Source organism: Streptomyces sp. ISL-87, assembly GCF_018614095.1.
Lineage (GTDB): Bacteria > Actinomycetota > Actinomycetes > Streptomycetales > Streptomycetaceae > Streptomyces.
In genome coordinates this window covers 47,797-65,510 of record NZ_JAGGOY010000145.1, presented here as the reverse complement: position 1 = coordinate 65,510, position 17,714 = coordinate 47,797, and the positions used below count along the sequence as shown (strand labels likewise).

Below are 17,714 nucleotides of genomic sequence, written 5' to 3'. Positions count from 1 at the left end.
ATCCCCCTCGGCTACTCGGCACGGTTCCGGTGTGGTCGGGGTGTAATCGCGGCGGCCCGGTCGGGCGCGCGTCGCCGGATGCTCGCGCGGTTACCGGGACCGCTGACCGCCGTGGGGGCCTTTCTCGGCCACGTCCTGCTGGCAGCGGTTTCGGTGGCGGTGCCTCTGTGGATCATTTCCCTCTACGGGGCGAGCCCGGCGTCGTTCATCGCCGCCCCGATCGGCATCTACGGACTGGCCCGCGGGATCGGGTTCGTCTTCCACGCGGTGCCCGCCATCTCCCGGCACATGTTCCGCACGGTGGAGGTCCATCAGGCGCTGCCGGCCATCATCACCGTGGTGCTCGCCTGGGAGTTCGTCCTCCAGGACGCCTTCTTCCCGTTCGGCGAATGGCCCCAGGACTCGGTCCTCCTGCCCATCGGCGGCGCGGCCACGACGACGGCCATCGCGGCCTACGAGCTGCTGCGCCTGCGCACCCGCCACGGCATCCGCCTGCGCTCCCTCCCCGCGACCGGCCCCGGCGGTGCGAACAGGCCCCCGACGCGGGTCTGACGTCCGACGTCCGACGTCCGACGTCTGACGTCTGACTTCTGGCATCTGACATCTGAAAATGAAGCGCATGGTGCTAACGTCAATAGCATCATGTTGCTGAGGCTGAGCACCGAAGACAGCCGCCCCCTGCACGAGCAAGTGGCGGGCGCCATCCGGCGCGCCATCGCCGAGGGCGAATGCGCCCCGGGCGACCGGCTTCCCCCGGCGCGCGAGCTCTCGCTGGCGCTGGGCGTCAACGCGAACACGGTCCTACGGGGGCTGCGCGCACTGCGCGACGAAGGGCTGCTGGAGTTCCGGCGCGGCCGCGGAGTGACCGTGGCCGGCGCGGCGGACGGGCGGTCGGCGCTGGTGGAGCGGGTGCGCGAGCTGGTGGCCGACGGGGCGCGCCTGGGCTACGGCAAGGCCGATCTCATAGAGATGATCAAGGGGGCGCCGTGAAAGACCGTGGTTACCGTGGTTTACGGGAGAACGCAGCCGCGTGGGGTGTGGCCGGCTGGGCGGCCGGGATCCTCGTACTGCTCGTGACGATGCCGCTGGCGGCGCGCGACCGGCTGCCCCGGCGCCTCGCGACGCATTGGGGCGCCTCCGGCGGGCCCGACGGCTCCCTGCCGCTGTGGGCGGCGACGCTGGCCCCGGCGCTGATCTGGGCCGTGCTCGTCGGGGGCGTGGCCTGCTGGCGGGTGGTGCGCGGATGGGCGGGTGTCACGCTGCTCCCGAGCGGTGTGCTGCTGGCCGGAGCTCAGGCGTCCATCGTGCGGGCGAACCTGGACCGGTCGGACTGGCGCGAGGCGGACTCGGTGACGGCCTGGGCCGTGGCGACGGTCGCGGTGGCCGCGGCCATCGGCCTGGCCGCATTCATGACGCACCACCGCCAGAAGTCGTTGCCCGCAGGAGAGTCGGCGGACGGGCGCCTCACGATGGAGATCCCCGAGGGTGAGCGGCGGGTATGGCTCTCCCGCGCGGCCAACCCGTGGCTGAGCCTGACCGGGGCCGTCTCCGGGGTGGTGGCGGTGGCGGCCTGGCTCGTAGGGGTGGTGGGCCTGACGGAGTTGCACTGGGCGCTGGTCGCGCCGTTCGCGTTCGTCTCGGTACTGGTGCTCGGCTGCTCCTCGGTGCGGGCGCGGGTGACGGAGCGGGGCCTGGAGGTGGCCTTCGGGCCGTTCGGCCACCCGGTGCGACGCTGGGCCGCCGAGGACATCGAGTCGGCGCGCGTCGAGCACCGGACGGCGGCCCAGGTCGGCGGCTGGGGCTACCGCCTCAGCGGGCTCGGGACCACAGTGATGCTGCGCGGCGGCGAATGCCTGGTCATCCGTGCCAAGGGCAAGGACTTCGCGATAAGCGTGGACGACGCCACCCGCGGCGCCGCCCTCCTGAACTCCCTCGCCACCGACCGCCCCGGCAGGCCCTGACGAAGCCCGGCGGGGCGCGGGCTGTCCAGGGGGTGTTCAGCGGCGGTTACTCGTGCGTAGATTACCGGCGGTAACTCCTGTCGAGGCGAGGAGAACGTGCCGTGGATGCCGAGCCGGAGCTGGTGGAGCCCGTCAAGAGCGTGGTGGGCGGGGTGGTGCGCGAGGTGGCGGTGCCCGCGCTGGCCGGGGTGGTGGGGAGAGGGTCGCTCGGGGATATTCCGTTCGACAACGCGGCCGCCGCGCCGGGGGATGCCGTGCTCGCGCGGAAGGAGGCGGACGGGTCCTGGCGGGATGTGACCGCCGCCGAGTTCGCGAGTGAAGTGCTGGCCGTGGCCAAGGGGTTGATCGCCGAGGGGCTGCGCGAGGGGGACCGGCTCGCCATCATGGCGCGGACCACCTATGAGTGGACGCTGCTGGACTTCGCGGGGTGGGCGGCCGGGCTGGTTACCGTACCCGTCTATCCGACCTCGTCCGCGGTTCAGGCGCGGTGGATCATTCACGACTCGGGGGCGGTCGCCTGCGCTGTCGAGGACACCGCGCAGGCGCGGATCATCAGTGCCGAGAGGGCCAGCCTGCCGTGGCTGGCGCACCTCTGGGAGTTCGATACCGGGGCGGTGGCGCGGCTGGTCAAGGCGGGGGAGCACGTGCCGGACGCCGCCGTGCACGACCGGCGGGCCTCACGGACGCCGGACTCGGTGGCGACGCTGGTGTACACCTCCGGAACCACCGGACAGCCCAAGGGGTGTGTGCTGACGCACGGCAACTTCTTCGCCGAGGTGGACAACGCGGTGGAGCTGCTGCACCCGGTGTTCAAGTCGGTCAGCAAGGAGCCGGCGTCGACGCTGCTGTTCCTGCCGCTGTCGCACGTCTTCGGGCGGATGGTCGCCGTGGGGTGCCTGCGGGCGCGGGTGAAGCTGGGGCACGCGCCGAGCATCCGGACCGAGGATCTGCTGGAGGACCTAGCCGGGTTCCAGCCCACGTTCTTGCTGGCCATCCCCTATGTGCTGGAGAAGGTCTACAACACGGCGAGGGCGACGGCCGAGCGGATGGGGCGGGCGGCCTCGTTCGACCGGGCCGCGCGGATCGCGCAGCGGTACGGGGAGCTCGTCGAGGGGGAGCGGCCCGGCATCGGGCTGCGGGCGGCGCGGGCGCTGTACGACCCGCTGGTGTACCGCAGGATCCGGGCGGCGCTGGGCGGGCGCGTGCGGTACATCCTGAGCGGGGGCTCCCCGCTGGGGCGGCGGCTCGCCGCTTTCTACACCGGCGCGGGGATCGAGGTCTTCGAGGGGTACGGGCTCACGGAGACGACGGGCGCGTCCACCGTCACGCCGCCGCTGAGGCCGAGGCTGGGGACGGTGGGGTGGCCGTTGCCGGGCACGGCGGTGCGGATCGCGGACGACGGGGAGGTGCTGCTGGGCGGCCGGCACGTCTTCGCGGGGTACTGGAACACCGCTGCCGCTGCCGTGCCCGGTGGCGGGTGGCTGGCCACAGGGGACATCGGCGAGCTGGACGCGGAGGGGTACCTGACCATCACCGGGCGGAAGAAGGACCTGATCATCACCTCGGGCGGGAAGAACGTCGCCCCGGCCCCGCTGGAGGACTGGCTGCGGGCGCATCCGCTGGTGGGGCAGTGCATGGTGGTGGGGGACAACCGGCCCTACGTGGCCGCGCTGATCACCTTGGAGCCGGAGGGGCTCTTGCACTGGCGGCAGATGCGGAAGAAGCAGGGCGTTCCGATCGGGCGGCTGGTCGAGGACGAGGAGTTGCTGGCCGACCTCCAGCGGGCGGTGGACGAGGCGAACCGGCTGGTGTCGCGGGCGGAGTCGATCCGGCGGTTCGCGGTGCTGCCGGGGGAGTTCACGGAGGAGCGGGGGCATCTGACCCCGTCGATGAAACTCCGGCGCGGGGCGATCGCCCGGGACTACGAGCGGGAGATCGAGGGGCTGTACAGGCGCCGCGACGCCCGGTGAGATCCGGCGCCGCGACGCGCCCCCGTGAAGTCCGCCGCCACGACCCCGGTGAGGTACGAGGGACCCCTGCCGACCCCCGCCCGCCGCCCCCGGCCTCCGGCCGGTCCCCGAAACCTGCCCCCGAAACCTGCCCCATGCGGCGCGTCCTGGCCCACCGAGGTGACCGTGTCCATGCCCGGCCGCCGGGCGCCCGAGCACCCCCAGGTGGAGATCGTCGAGGCCAGGAAGCGGTAGCCGCGGAGCGCGCTTATGGTGGGCTGACCGGTTCGGGGGGTCACCCGAGGAGGGTGCAGTGCACCGTTCCCGCAGCTCCCAGACCGCCGCAGCGACCGCCACCACCGCAGCCACCGTCACCGCAGCCACCGTCACCGCCACCGCAGCCGCCGCCGTACTGGCGTTCGCCGGGCTCGGGGCCGTTCCCGGTCCGGCCGACCCCCTGGAACGGTTCTACGGGCAGCGCATCCGGTGGGGGCACTGCCCGGAGCGGCCCGTGCCCGACGGGATGAGGTGCGGGACGGTCGAGGTGCCGCTCGACTACGCGGCCCCGGCGAAGGGGACCGTCAAGGTAGCCCTCGCACGGATTCCCGCCACCGGTGGCAAACCGCTCGGGTCCGTGCTCCTGAACTACGGCGGCCCCGGCGGCCCCGGCATCGAGAGCCTCGCCGCCGACCCCAAGGTCTTCGCGGACCTCGGCAAGCGGTACGACCTCGTCGCCTTCGACCCCCGCGGGGTCGGGCACAGCGAGCCCGTCTCCTGCGGCGGGTCCCAGGAGACGGCCGACGCGCCCGGAGAGGCCAGGGAGGACGCCGCCTCGCAGCTCGCCGCGCTGCGGGCCGTGGTGAGACGGTGCGAGCTGCATTCCGGCCCGGTGCTCCCGTACATCGGTACCGTCAACGTGGCCCGCGACATGGACGTCATGCGCCAGGCACTCGGCGACAAGAAGCTCAACTACCTCGGCTTCTCCTACGGGACCCGGCTCGGCGCCGTGTACGCCGCGCAGTTCCCCAAGAAGACCGGCCGGATGGTCCTCGACGGCGTCGACACCCTCACCGAGGCGCTCGCCGAGCAGGCCCTCGTATCGGCGCGCGGGCAGCAGCGGGCCCTGGACAACTTCCTGACCTGGTGCGCCCGCCGGACGAGCTGCGTCTACGGGACCAACACCCGCACCGCCAAGGAGAAGGTCAACGCCCTCGTGGCGCGGCTCGACGAGCAGCCGCTGATCGGCGAGGACGGCTCGTACTTCACCGGGCAGGACGTGGTGGGCGCGGTGGCGGCCGCCCTGTACTCGAAGGAGACGTGGCCCGCACTCGAACAAGCCCTCGGGATGATCGAGCGGGACGGGGACCCGGTCGGGCTGATGCAGATCGGCGGGCCGGTGGACCCGCCGGCGGACGATGGCGGCGACGGGCCGCCGAAGGTTCCCGCCGACAACGCCGAGGCCGCGCTCACAGCCGTGAACTGCGCGGACGATCCGGACCGGGGGAACGACAAGGCCACTCCGGCGGCCATCGAGAAGGAGATCGAGGGGCTTCAGGGGGAGTTCCTCAAGGCCTCGGAGATCTTCGGGCCGATGCAGCTGATGACCGTACTGTCCTGCTACGGACGCCCCGCCGGGACCGACTTCATCCGGAGGATCGACCGCCCGGGCGGGGTCCCGCGCATGCTGCTCGTCGGAACCCGCGGGGACCCGGCGACCCCGTACGAGTGGACCGAGGAGACCGCCCGCCGGCTGGGCTCGGCGGTGGTCCTGGACTACAAGGGCGACGGGCACACCGGCTATGCGGCCTCGCCCTGCGTACGGGATTACGTGAACCGCTTCCTGGTCGACGGCCGGCTCCCGGGCGGGACGCGGTCCTGCCCCGCCGGGCAGTGAGAGCGCCGGGCGGAGCAGGAGGGAAAGCGGATACAGGGAGGAAGCGGATACAGGGAGGAAGCGGATACAGGCGGGGAAGCGGATACAGGCGGGAAAGGCGGATACAGGCGTCAGCAGTTGGCGTGCGTCGCCCGGCCCGCGAAGCGGTCCGCCATCCAGTCGCCGACCTCCAGCGAGTGGGTGATCACGCCGCTGACGTGTTCACCGACCCAGATGGTGTCGAACTCCAGGTTCGCGCCCCTCGCGCACCAGTCGGAGCGCAGCCCGCGCCCCACGGAGTACGGGATCAGCTCGTCGCCGAGTGCGTGGTACTGGTAGACGGGCGCGGCCGGGGCGGTCCGCCCGAGCCGGCTCTGGTTCAGGCGGGCCTGCCAGTCGGGCTGGGCGAGCGGGTCGCGGGTGGTGAGGTCGGAGATCCGCTTGAAGGAGCCGGCGATGGCGTCGATCGCGACGCAGCCCTCCTTCATGCCGTCGACGAGGACCTTGCCCGCCGGGTTCAGGTAGGAGTCCAGCTTCAGCTCCGGGAAGGCCGCGTCCTGCCCGGCGGCCGCCATGAAGATCAGGCCGGAGCCGTAGGAGCCGTTGTTGAAGTCGGCCACCTTCATCAGGTCCGCCGGGACACCGCCGGTCGCCGTGCCCTTGACCTGCAACTCCGGGGCGTACGAGCCCTGCAGCTCGGCGGCCCAGCTGCTGGCCTGGCCGCCCTGCGAGTAGCCCATGATCCCGACCGGCGTGTCCGCCGACAGGCCGGCTTCGGGGAGCCGGGTGGCGGCGCGGGCCGCGTCGAGGACGGCGTGCCCGGCGGAGGGGCCGACCGTGTAGGTGTGGACACCCGGGGTGCCGAGGCCCTCGTAGTCGGTGACCACCACGGCCCAGCCGCGCAGGGTGAGCTGCTGGATGAGGTTGGCCTCCAGGCCGGTCCCGTACGGGAAGTTGTTGCTCGGGGCGCAGGAGTCGCCCATGCCGACCGTGCCGACGGCGTACGTGATGAGCGGGCGCGGGCCGGTGCGGCCGTCCTGCGGGACGATCACGGTGCCGGAGACCACGTTCGGGGCGCCGTCGGCGGTGGTGGAGCGGTAATGGACCGTCCAGGCCTTGGTGTTGGTGGGCTGTCCGGGCAGCGGGTGGAAGGCGGACGGCGCGCTGCTCACGATGTCGCCGGGGCGGGCGGTGGCCTCGGCGGCGGATGCCGTGGCCGAGGCCGGGATCCCTGCCGGCAGGGCCAGGGCGGCCACGGTGGCGAGGGCGGTGAGGGCGGTCCTTCGGATGCGCGGGGGGTTTCGGAAACGCATGGGCGGCTCTCCCAACGGTCCGTGCGGGGTCAGTGAGGAGAAGGTAGTGACCGACCGGTCGGAAGGTCGCTGACCGCGCAGCTCACCTTTCCTGACCCGGGATCTCACCCGCCGTCATCGCCGTGTTCAGCCCCAGGTCCTGCCACCGCTGACCCACCCGGCTCCGCCGGAGCCACGTACAGAGCACTCATACGATGGAATGACTGCGTCAGTAGGCGCACACACCGCGTGCGCACCGCTTCGCGCAGGGCATTCCTCCCCCGATTCCGCTACGGACCGTCGGAGGACACGCATGAGACGCAGCACCATCATCACCGTGGGAATCGTCACGGCGACGCTGATCACACTCGGGATGCCGCCCGGCCACGCCACCGCCGCCGCGCCCACCTGCTTCGGCATCCCGGCCACCGTGACCGGCACCGGCACGATCAACGGCACACCCGGCATCGACGTCATCGTCGGATCGGCCGCGGGCGACGTCATCAACGGCCTCGGCGGCAACGACATCATCTGCGGCCTGGGCGGCAACGACACGCTGATCGGCGGCCTCGGCAACGACCGGCTCGATGGCGGCGCGGGCAACGACATCATGCGCGGCGACATCGCCCTCGCCGGCGGAAACGCCCTGGGCGGCGGCAACGACGAACTGCGCGGTGGCGACGGCGACGACGACATGGTGGGCGACTCGTACACGGCCAGCGGCAACGCCGAAGGCGGTGGCAACGACCAGATGGACGGGGGCGCCGGTGCCGACTTCATGATCGGCGACTCCTTCACCGAGGCCGCCGGGAACGCACGCGGCGGCGGCACCGACCTCATGTACGGCCGGGACGGCGACGACGAGCACATCACCGGCGACAGCGTCGCGTTCGGAGGCGACGCCCAGGGCGGCGGCAACGACCTGCTCGACGGCGGGAACGGCGACGACGGCCTGCTCGGGGACTCGGCCACTCCCTTCGGGGGGACGGCGACCGGTGCGGGCAGCGACATCCTGCGGGCCGGACTGGGCACCGGCGACAGCATCGTCGGCGACAGCGAGGGCATCGTGGCGGCCATCGGCAGCGGCGGCAACGACCTCGTGGACATGGGGACCGACGGCGGGGTCTTCGCTCTGGGCGACCACAACATCGGCGATCCCACGGGCGGTCAGGCCAGGGGCGCGGGCAACGACAGGATCATCGGCGGCTCCGCCGACGACATCCTCATCGGCGACAGCTCGGTCGGCGACGCCTCCGTCACCGTGGCCGGCGACGACTCGATCGACGGCGGGGGCGGCAACGACCTCATCTTCGGCGACAACTCGAACTTCGACGGCGACGCGACCGCCGGCACGGCGGGCGGCCGGGACAACCTGCGAGGCCAGGCCGGCGACGACTCCATCTTCGCCGGCCCCGCCAACGACTTCCTCGACGGCGGCGCGAACACCGACACCTGCGACGGCGAGGCGGGCACCGCCGACGTCGCCGTCAACTGCGAGACGGTCGCGAACGTGCCTTGAGCCGAGGGGCCCGAGAGGCCTGAGGGGCCCGTGGGGCCGGAAGGGCCGACGGACTCAGCCCCCGGACGCGATGCGGTACGCGCCGGGGGTCGTCCCCGTCCAGCGGCGGAACGCCCGGTGGAAGGCGGTGTCCTCGGAGAAGCCCAGCCGGGCCGCCAGTTCCGCGATCGGCTCACCGCTCTCCGCCAGCCCCGCGATCGCCGCGTCCCGCCGGACATGGTCCTTCAGCTGCTGGAACGAGGTCCCCTCCCGCTGGAGCCGGCGCCGCAGCGTCGCCGGCGACACCGCCAGCCGGGCCGCCACCTCCCCGAGCGCCGGCAGCCGCGGCGAGCTGCGCAGCTGCTGGGTCAGGGTCCGGCGCACCTGCTCCGCGACCGTGGTCCCGTACTCCGGCCGGAACAGCAGGTCGAAGGGGGCGCGGCGCAGCATCGCGTCGAGCGCGGGTTCGTCCCGTACCAGCGGCGCGGTCAGCCAGTGCGCGGCGAAGGCGGCCTCCGTGCGGTCCCCGCCGAAGCGGACCGGGCAGTCGAACAGGACCTCGTACTCGTCCTTGTGCGGCGGCGGGGGGTACGAGAAGGCGGCATACGCGAGCGGGATGCGGCGCCCGATCAGCCAGCTGCTCAGCCGGTGCCAGATGGCGAGCACACACTCGGTGAGGAAACGTTCCTCGTCGCGGGCGAAGTCGTTGCGCACCGTGAACCGGGCCTCGGAGCCCTCGACTTCGAGGGCCAGCTCCGGCCCGCCGGGGAAGAGCCCGTAGAAGGCGGCCGCGCGCTCGACGGCCGCGCCCAGATCACGGCAGCCCAGCGAGGCGTGACACATCATCGCGAAGGTGCCCGGGCGGCTCGGTACGCAGGACAGCCCGAGGAACTCGTCCTGCGTGGTCCGGTACAGCGCCCGGAACAGCCGGGCGAACTGCGCGGGCGTGATCCGCGCCCGGTCGTCGCCGAGGAGCAGCGGCGGAATCTGCGCCTCCTGGAGCAGCGGCACCGTGTCGATGCCGCCGCGCGCCGCCCCCGCGAGCACGGCGCGCACATGGTGCACGGTGATCGTCCGCCTCCCCATGGGTCTGACGGTAGCCCCATTGAGCGCTGAGGTCAGCGGGGGTGACGCTTCCGGTCATGCCGCCGGGACCTTCCCGGTGCCTAGCTTCGTCGGTACGGACCCCAGGGAGGCGAGGGCGATGGACGCTGCACGGGACATGGCGCGACCGCAGACGCTGGCGGTGTTCACGGAGTGGGCGGGGGAGCGGTACGGGCAGGAGACCGCCCTGCGGTTCCGGCAGGGGGCGGGCTGGGCCACCGTCTCCTACGGGGAACTGCGCGCCCGCGTCCGGGAGGCGGGACGGGCGCTCCTCGGCCTGGGGGTGGCGGCCGGCGAGCGGGTGGCCGTGCTGGCGGAGACCCGGCCGGAGTGGACGTACACCCACTTCGGGATCCTGGCGGCGGGCGCGGTCCTGGTGCCGGTGTACCCGACGGCGGGGGAGGAGGAGCTGGCCTGGGTCCTGTCGGACTCGGAGGCGGTGGTGGCGGTCTGCGACGACACGGCGCAGGCCCGGCGGGTGGAGGTGCTGCGCGGGAAACTGCCGGGGCTGCGGGAGGTGGTGGTGATGGACGGGCTGAGGGGGCTCGACAAGGCCCCGGAGCCGGAACTCCTCGCCAGGGCCGGGTCGGTGGCGGCCTCGGCGGACGCCTCGATCGTGTACACCTCGGGCACGACGGGCCTGCCCAAGGGGTGCCGGCTCACGCACGGGAACCTGGGGGCGATCCAAGACGCGACGCTCCCGCTGATCCAGGGCGGGCCGGGGGACTCGACGTACCTGTACCTGCCGCTGGCGCATCTGCTGGCCCAGCTGATCCAGTTCACGACGCTGCTGGAGGGCGGGGAGCTGTGCTACTTCGGGGGCCGGATCGAGGACGTCCTCTCCGAGCTGGCCGAGGCGCGCCCCACCCACCTCCCGTCGGTGCCCCGGCTGTTCGAGAAGGTCCACGCGGTGGTGCTCTCGCTGGCGGAGTCCCAGGAGGGCGGGCGGAAGCGCTTCGAGGAGGCGGTCCGGGTCGGCGTACTGGAGGCGGAGGGCCGGCTTCCGGAGTCGGATCGCCCGGTCCACGAGGCGGCGGAGAAGTCCCTGTACTCCCTGGTCCGGGCCGCGTTCGGGGGCCGTCTGAAGTGGGCGCTGACCGGCGGGGCACCGATCGCCCCGGCGACGCTGGACTTCCTGCGGGCGTGCGGGATCGCTGTGTACGAGGGATACGGGATGACCGAGTCCGGCGGGGTGATCAGCCTCAACCACCCGGGGGCGGTGCGGTACGGCACGGTGGGCCGCCCGATCGCGGGCTGCGAGGTCCGCATCGCGCCGGACGGGGAGGTACTGGCCCGGGGGCCGATGGTGTTCCCGGGCTACCACGGCAACGCGGCCGAGACGGCGCGGACCCTGGACGCGCGGGGCTGGCTGCACACGGGCGACCTGGGCGAGCTGGACGGCGAGGGCTTCCTGCGCATCACGGGCCGCAAGAAGGAGCTGATCATCACCTCGGCGGGCAAGAACATCACCCCGACGGAGGTGGAGTTCGCCCTCCAGGCCTCCCGTTACGTCTCCCGCGCGGTGCTGATCGGCGACCACCGCCCGCACCCGGTGGCGCTGATCACCCTGGACGCGGAGGAGGTGGCGGCGTGGGCGGTCCGGGAGTCGCTCGACCCCGGGGAGTCCCTGGCCGGCCACCCGTCGGTCCGCGCCCTGATCGAGGAGGCGGTCGCGGCGGCCAACGCGACGGTCTCCCGCCCCGCCCGCGTCCGCGCGTTCCACCTCCTCGACGAGGACTTCTCGGTCGAGGCCGGCACCCTGACCCCCACCCTGAAACTCCGCCGCGCGGCCGTCTCGGCCCGCTACGCGGCGGAGATCGAGGCGCTGTACGGCGGAGCGCACGGGTAGGGCGGGGGCACGGGTAGGGCGGGGCGCACGGGTAGGGCGGGGGCACGGGCATGGGCCGGAGTACGCGGATTAGGGCGCAGCCGCGGACTCAGCTCTCCCGCGCGGCCTCCAGCCGGGCCACTTCCGCCGCGTGCTCGCTCATGCGCAGGGCGAAGGTGCCCGAGGCGTACTGGAAGGCGCCGCCGACGGCGAACGGCAGAGCGAGGAGGAGCAGGGCCAGCGGGTCGGCCAAGTCCCGTTCGGCGGCGCAGCGCTGGCCCTCGGCCTCGGCGTAGGACTTCCTGCCGGACTCCCCGGCGTCGTAGAAGACCCGGGAGCCGCAGTCCAGGTCGTGGCTCGTGCCGCTGATGCTGAACGGCGCCAGCAGCTGGTAGGCGACCCAGAGCCAGATCCCGAGCGCCACCAGGAGCAGGAACACGCCCCAGGTCTGCCTCCGGTCGGCGCGGTCGCGGAACGCCTTGTCGTAGATCAGTGCATTGGCATTGGTCATGGCCTAGAACCTAGCCGCCGCCCGTGAGAGGCGACTTGGGATCTTTTGTCCGCCCGGCTGGACGTCTCGGCCCGAGAGCGGGTGAAGCCGAGACGAATGGTGCGTCATATATGCGTCATATATCCGAGGGCGACGGCGAGTCAGATCCGAAGACCTGATAGACAGAACATTCATGGCTCGACCGGCCTGACGCCTTGCTGGCCGCCTTGGGGGGATCTCCGCACCGTGAAGCCGCTTCACCGTCACCTTGTCAACACCTCGCGCAAGGTCCTGTGCACGGCCGCGCTCGCGGCCAGCCTGACGACCGCAGCGGTGGTGACCAGTCCATCGACCGCCGACGCGGGCGAGTCCGAGCCGAGCCCGGACAGCCCCCAGGCCACCGACCGCGGAGACGCCCGGCTGGATCTGCCCGGCGACATCGCGGACCCGCAGGTGCCCCCGGCCACCACCGGCGGGGTGCCGGAGGGGGCCAGCGGCATACCCGGCACCGCCCTCGACGCCTACAAGCGCGCCGAACTCTCCGTGGCCGCCGCGCTCCCCGGCTGCAAGCTGCCCTGGCAACTGCTCGCGGGCATAGGCAGGATCGAGTCCGTGCACGCCTCCGGATACGGGCTCAAGACCGACGGATACACCGAGAAGCCGATCCGCGGGCCGCGCCTGGACGGCAACGGCTTCGCCGAGGTCCGCGACACGGACAAGGGTGAATGGGACGCGGACACCGCGTACGACCGGGCCGTGGGCCCGATGCAGTTCATCCCCTCGACCTGGGCGAAGTGGGGCGCCGACGGCAACGGCGACACCAAGCGCGACCCGAACAACATCTACGACGCCGCCCTGGGCGCGGGCCTCTACCTGTGCGCGGGCGACCGGAACCTGTCGGACCCGGCCGCGCTCGACCGGGCGATCCTCAGCTACAACAACTCGCGCGAGTACGTGAACACCGTGCTCGGCTACATGCGCCAGTACAAGGAAGGCGGCGTCGGCGAGATCCCGAACCCGCCCGTGGGGAGCTTCCCGACCCCGCCGACGACGGGCACCCTGCCCACGCCGCAGCCGCCGCGGACCACGCCGACGCCGACGCCGACGCCGTCGACCACCCCGTCGACGAAGCCGACGCCGACGCCCACCCCGACGCCGACTCCCAAGCCGACCCCGACGCCCACGCCCAAGCCCACCGAGCCGACGAAGCCGCCCACGCCGCCCGCCCCGAAGCTGGCCAAGCTGGAGGTGCTCGGCGACGCGGAGCTCAAGGCCGAGGCAGGGGCCTTCTTCACCACGGCCCCGCGGGTCAAGGCAGTGCTCAGCGACGGCAAGCCGGCGGCCGGGCAGGACGTCATCTTCGTCGTGGAGAAGGACGAGACGGGTGGCACCGCCTTCGGGACGGACGACAACCTGGTGGTCAAGACGAACGCCGAGGGCATCGCGCAGGCGCCCGGTCTGAAGGCGGGCGCCACGGCCGGCGCCTTCACCCTCCGGGCCTCGGCCTACACCTCGAGCCAGGTCACAGTCACCTTCAAGGGCACGGTCACGCCTCAGCCGGTCGTACTGACCCGGACCGACGGCACGCAGCCGATGGAGGCCGCCGCCGGTACGAGCATCAAGGGCGTGCAGCTGCTGGCCACGGTCGGCGGCAAGCCGGTCGCCGGTACGAAGACCACCGCCGCGCTGGTCGAGAAGGACGAGGCCGGGAAGTGGCAGCCGGTGGACCAGGCGACCGCGAAGGGCCCGTACTTCAAGGACGCGGACGGCGCGAAGCTGAACTCGCTGGACCTGGCCCCGACCACCGCCGACGGCAAGATCGCCCTGCCGGAGCTGTTCACCACGGACGTCGCCCCGGGTACGTACCACCTCCGCGTGATCACCTCGGAGGGCATCGAGCTCGTCCTGGACGTCAAGATCACCGCGAAGCTCGAAGCGGACCCGAAGCCGCAGCCCTAATTCCCTAGCTGTCTGCTCACGCGCCGCCCGCCCCCCCCGGCCCACCGGGGGGCGCGGGCGGCGCGCTTCATTGACGGTTCTCCGCCCGGCCGGGCCAGGCCGAGGCAAAAGGCAGGAGCCGCAAAAGGCAGGAGCCCCGTCCCCTCCGCTCGCACGGAGGAGGCAGGGCTCCTTGGGTACTGCTAATCCAACCGCGATCCGGCTGGCCCAGGCGACTAGGCCGGGGTGACGTTCTCCGCCTGCGGGCCCTTCGGGCCCTGCGTGACGTCGAAGTTCACGGTCTGGTTCTCCTCGAGGGAGCGGAAGCCAGACGCGTTGATCGCGGAGTAGTGGACGAAGACATCCGGGCCGCCGCCGTCCTGGGCGATGAAGCCGAAGCCCTTTTCAGCGTTGAACCACTTCACGGTTCCGGTAGCCATGAGCCCTCCTATGGGCCAAAGGGTCGCCCTGCTCCAGAACCTGCTAAGAAGTCTGAAAACTACAAAAGCCTGCGGGTCACATTCTCCGCAGGCCTCGTACTGCAAGGGAAACCAAACTGCAACTTGCGTCGAGCCTAGCACGCACCCTGCGGCCGAGACCAGAGGGAAAGATCACGTCACTCGGACGTTTGAGACCCGTGCGAAGGCTGACGTGGACACGGGGGCTAGTCTCGCGATGTGGACGTCTATCGCAGCCGGCCCCGCGTCGGCCACATCCAGTTCCTGAACTGCTTGCCGCTCTACTGGGGGCTGGCCAGAACCGGCACGCTGCTGGACCTGGAAATGACCAAGGACACCCCCGAGAAGCTGAGCGAGCGACTGGTCCAGGGGGAGCTGGACATCGCCCCGATCACCCTCGTGGAGTTCCTCCGCAACGCCGACCGGCTCGTCGCCTTCCCCGACCTCGCCGTCGGCTGCGACGGCCCGGTGATGTCCTGCGTGATCGTCTCGCAGGTGCCCCTGGAGCAGCTGGACGGCGCCCGCGTCGCCCTCGGCTCGACCTCCAGGACGTCCGTACGCCTCGCCCAGCTGCTGCTCTCCGAGAGGTACGGGGTCTCGCCCGACTACTACACCTGCCCCCCTGACCTGGGGCTGATGATGCAGGAGGCCGATGCGGCGGTGCTGATCGGCGACGCCGCGCTGCGCGCCTCGCTCCACGACGCCCCCCGGCTCGGCCTGGCCGTGCACGACCTGGGGCTGATGTGGAAGGAGTGGACCGGGCTGCCGTTCGTCTTCGCCGTCTGGGCCGCCCGCAAGGACTACCTCGACCGCGAACCGGCCCTCGTCCGCGAGGTCCACGAGGCCTTCCTCGCCTCCCGTGACGTCTCCCTGGAGGAGGTCACCAAGGTCGCCGAGCAGGCGGCCCGCTGGGAGGCCTTCGACGCCGAGCTGCTGGAGCGGTACTTCACCACCCTCGACTTCCGCTTCGGACCGGAGCAGCTGGCCGGCGTACGCGAATTCGCACGCCGGACGGGACCCACGACGGGCTACGCCGCGGACGTGTCCGTGGAGCTCCTCGACCGCTGATCAGGTTTACCCGGAGGTAGTCCGGAGAGTCCGGGAAGGGCGGATATGCCGTTTCCCGGGAATTCCCGACGCCTTCGCATTCCCGACACCCCGGCCGGGAATGCGAAAGGGAATACGAGAGGCGAATGCCAGGCCTTGTGATCTCCCCCGCTTGCCGTCCGGAAGGCCCGGGCAGCCCATAGGGTGCTGCTTGGCCACAGGGACACACGGGGGAGGGGGACGCGATGCAGCCGCTCGAAGCCGGCGAACCGCGGACCATCGGCGCGTACCGGCTGCTGGGCCGGCTCGGTGCGGGTGGCATGGGGCGGGTCTATCTCGGGCGCAGCGCGGGCGGCAGAACCGTCGCCGTCAAGATCGTGCACCCGCACTTCGCCTCCGACGAGGAGTTCCGGGCCCGGTTCCGGCGCGAGGTCGAGGCCGCGCGGCGGGTGGGCGGCGAGTGGACCGCGCCCGTGCTGGACGCGGATCCGGACGCGCCCGTGCCGTGGGTGGCCACCGGGTATGTGGCGGGCCCCTCGCTGGACAAGGCGGTGGCCGCGTACGGGCCGCTGCCCGAGCTCTCGGTACGGGCCATCGGCGCCGGGCTGGCCCGCGCCCTGGTCGCCGTGCACGGGCTGGGCCTCGTCCACCGGGACGTGAAGCCGTCCAACGTGATGCTGACCCTCGGGGGCACCTCCCGGGCCACGGGCTCCGCCGGAGGGCCCCGGCTGATCGACTTCGGGATCGCGCGGGCCACGGACGGCACGGCCTCGCTCACCTCCACCGGGGTCTCCGTCGGCTCGCCCGGCTACATGTCCCCCGAGCAGATCCTGGGCAAGGGGGTCACCGGGGCGGCCGACGTGTTCTCCCTGGGCGCGGTACTGGCCTTCGCGGCGACCGGGCGGCCCCCGTTCACCGGGGACAACTCGGCGACCCTCCTCTACAAGGTGGTCCACGAGCCGCCGGAGCTCGGCGACATCCCGGCCGGGGAGCTGCGCGAGCTGATCGCGGCCTGCCTGGCCAAGGCGGCCGCCGACCGGCCGACACCGCAGGCCGTCGAGGCCGCCCTCGGCGGCGCCCTGGGCGCCCCCGGCTGGCTGCCCGCGCCCCTGGTCGAGGAGGCCAGCCGGGCGGCCGTCGCCCTGCTGGACCTGGACGCCGGTCCCTCCGGGGGCGGGGCGGGGGATCCCTGGCCGGGGCCCGCGGCCGCCGCGGAATCCGCTTCGGGGCCGGTCCCGTTCACGGACTCCCCGTACGGGGGCCCGGGGGCCGGCTTCGGCGCCCCGGACCCGTCGTACGGCGGCGCGGCCTTCTCCGGCGCGGGCGGTGCGGGTGGCGCGGGCGGTGCGGGTGGTGCCGGTGGCGCGGGCGGTGCGGGTGGCGCGGGTGGCGCGGGCCCCTCGTACGGCGGCCCGGCCGGCTCCGGCGCGGCGGGCGCGGGTGGCTCGTACGGCGGCTCGGCCGTGCCCGGTGCGGGCGGCTCGTACGGCGGCCCACCCGGGCCCGGTGCGGGCGGCTCGTACGGCGGCCCACCCGGGCCCGGCGCGGGCGGCTCGTACGGTGGCGCGGCCGGCGCGGCCGGCCCCTACGGCCCCTACGGCAGCCCCACCGAGACGGCCGGCGGTGGGGTGCCGCAGCCGCGGACCGCGCCCGACGGCGACGGGCGCCAGGTCACCGTCAGCGCGGCCGGGCGCCGGTACAGCTGCACCGTCGTGCTCGCGGCGGCCGCCGTGGTGGCGGGGCTGTCCGCCGGGCTGTACGGGACGGGGCTGCTGCCCGGCCAGGGGGACAAGCGGGACGTGGCCTCCGACCCCGGTCCGCGGCCCTCCTCCTCGGCTCCCGCCGGATCGGTGCCGTCGGCCGGGCCGACCAGGAGCGACGCCACCGGCGGACAGCCCAAGGGCACCCGCAAGGACGTCCCCAAGGAGCTCACCGGTACCTGGAAGGGCACGGTCACCACCGCCCGCATGGGTGTCGCCAGCGAGTTCGAGATCACCATCAGGTCCGGCAAGGTCGGCGAGGTCGTCGCCCGGGACAAGTCGATCCTGCCCGTCCTCGGCACCGACTGCAGCGGCGACTGGAAGCTGTCCTCCGCCACCGACCGCTCCCTCGTGCTGGATACGTCCGGCGGCCCCAACCCGGCTCCCGGTATCTGCTCCAACGGCTCCGCCAACGAGCAGTTCACCCTCAACGGGAACGGAACGCTGCACTACAAGTCGGGCGACAACCCGGCAGGCAACCCCGAGGGCGACCTGACCCGTAGCCCCTGAAATCCA

14 protein-coding genes are annotated in these 17,714 nt (G+C 72.7%); 10 read left to right on the top strand and 4 right to left on the bottom strand.

Features of this window, described 5'->3' with window-relative positions; translation table 11 throughout:
- Positions 1-78: 78 nt before the first annotated feature.
- The 5 genes from J7I97_RS37310 (at position 79) to J7I97_RS37290 (ending at position 5,804) form a co-directional block, all read left to right on the top strand.
- The gene (locus J7I97_RS37310; RefSeq protein WP_214944570.1) at positions 79-552 is read left to right on the top strand and encodes a hypothetical protein; all 474 of its coding nucleotides are present in this window, start codon (positions 79-81) and stop codon (positions 550-552) included.
- A 90-nt stretch (positions 553-642) separates the two neighbouring features.
- The gene (locus J7I97_RS37305) at positions 643-990 is read left to right on the top strand and encodes a GntR family transcriptional regulator (RefSeq protein WP_214944568.1); all 348 of its coding nucleotides are present in this window, start codon (positions 643-645) and stop codon (positions 988-990) included.
- 47 nt (positions 991-1,037) lie between these two features.
- Positions 1,038-1,961 (top strand): DUF1648 domain-containing protein, encoded by a 924-nt coding sequence (locus J7I97_RS37300; RefSeq protein WP_308369337.1) that lies wholly within the window; start codon positions 1,038-1,040, stop codon positions 1,959-1,961.
- A gap of 101 nt (positions 1,962-2,062) precedes the next feature.
- Positions 2,063-3,931, top strand: coding sequence for a long-chain fatty acid--CoA ligase (locus tag J7I97_RS37295; protein WP_308369338.1), 1,869 nt, complete (start codon positions 2,063-2,065; stop codon positions 3,929-3,931).
- Between the two features lie 292 nt (positions 3,932-4,223).
- Complete coding sequence (locus tag J7I97_RS37290; RefSeq protein ID WP_214944567.1) at positions 4,224-5,804, top strand: alpha/beta hydrolase; 1,581 nt, start codon at positions 4,224-4,226, stop codon at positions 5,802-5,804.
- Between the two features lie 110 nt (positions 5,805-5,914).
- Here J7I97_RS37290 and J7I97_RS37285 read toward each other — a convergent pair whose 3' ends face one another.
- A complete protein-coding gene (locus tag J7I97_RS37285; RefSeq protein WP_214944565.1) occupies positions 5,915-7,096 on the bottom strand; it encodes a lipase family protein in 1,182 nt (393 codons plus the stop codon).
- Between the two features lie 292 nt (positions 7,097-7,388).
- Here J7I97_RS37285 and J7I97_RS37280 point away from each other — a divergent pair, with 292 nt between their 5' ends.
- Entirely contained in the window at positions 7,389-8,594 is a 1,206-nt protein-coding gene (locus J7I97_RS37280) for a calcium-binding protein (protein ID WP_214944563.1), read from the top strand.
- Between the two features lie 54 nt (positions 8,595-8,648).
- On the opposite strand, the gene J7I97_RS37275 is transcribed toward J7I97_RS37280, so the two are convergent.
- On the bottom strand, positions 8,649-9,659 hold the full coding sequence (locus J7I97_RS37275; protein ID WP_214944561.1) for an AraC family transcriptional regulator: 1,011 nt from the start codon (positions 9,657-9,659) through the stop codon (positions 8,649-8,651).
- Between the two features lie 118 nt (positions 9,660-9,777).
- On the opposite strand from J7I97_RS37275, the gene J7I97_RS37270 reads away from it, so the two are divergent.
- On the top strand, positions 9,778-11,526 hold the full coding sequence (locus tag J7I97_RS37270; RefSeq protein ID WP_251059524.1) for a long-chain fatty acid--CoA ligase: 1,749 nt from the start codon (positions 9,778-9,780) through the stop codon (positions 11,524-11,526).
- An 88-nt stretch (positions 11,527-11,614) separates the two neighbouring features.
- On the opposite strand, the gene J7I97_RS37265 is transcribed toward J7I97_RS37270, so the two are convergent.
- Positions 11,615-12,016 (bottom strand): hypothetical protein, encoded by a 402-nt coding sequence (locus J7I97_RS37265; protein ID WP_214944559.1) that lies wholly within the window; start codon positions 12,014-12,016, stop codon positions 11,615-11,617.
- A 225-nt stretch (positions 12,017-12,241) separates the two neighbouring features.
- Here J7I97_RS37265 and J7I97_RS37260 point away from each other — a divergent pair, with 225 nt between their 5' ends.
- On the top strand, positions 12,242-13,954 hold the full coding sequence (locus J7I97_RS37260; protein ID WP_308369339.1) for a hypothetical protein: 1,713 nt from the start codon (positions 12,242-12,244) through the stop codon (positions 13,952-13,954).
- A gap of 215 nt (positions 13,955-14,169) precedes the next feature.
- Here the strand turns inward: J7I97_RS37260 and J7I97_RS37255 are convergent, their stop codons facing one another.
- Positions 14,170-14,373 (bottom strand): cold-shock protein, encoded by a 204-nt coding sequence (locus J7I97_RS37255; protein WP_030012116.1) that lies wholly within the window; start codon positions 14,371-14,373, stop codon positions 14,170-14,172.
- A 237-nt stretch (positions 14,374-14,610) separates the two neighbouring features.
- Here J7I97_RS37255 and J7I97_RS37250 point away from each other — a divergent pair, with 237 nt between their 5' ends.
- Both J7I97_RS37250 and J7I97_RS37245 read left to right on the top strand, forming a co-directional pair.
- A complete protein-coding gene (locus J7I97_RS37250) occupies positions 14,611-15,459 on the top strand; it encodes a menaquinone biosynthetic enzyme MqnA/MqnD family protein (protein ID WP_214944558.1) in 849 nt (282 codons plus the stop codon).
- 224 nt (positions 15,460-15,683) lie between these two features.
- Positions 15,684-17,708 (top strand): serine/threonine-protein kinase, encoded by a 2,025-nt coding sequence (locus tag J7I97_RS37245; RefSeq protein ID WP_214944556.1) that lies wholly within the window; start codon positions 15,684-15,686, stop codon positions 17,706-17,708.
- Positions 17,709-17,714: the final 6 nt, after the last annotated feature.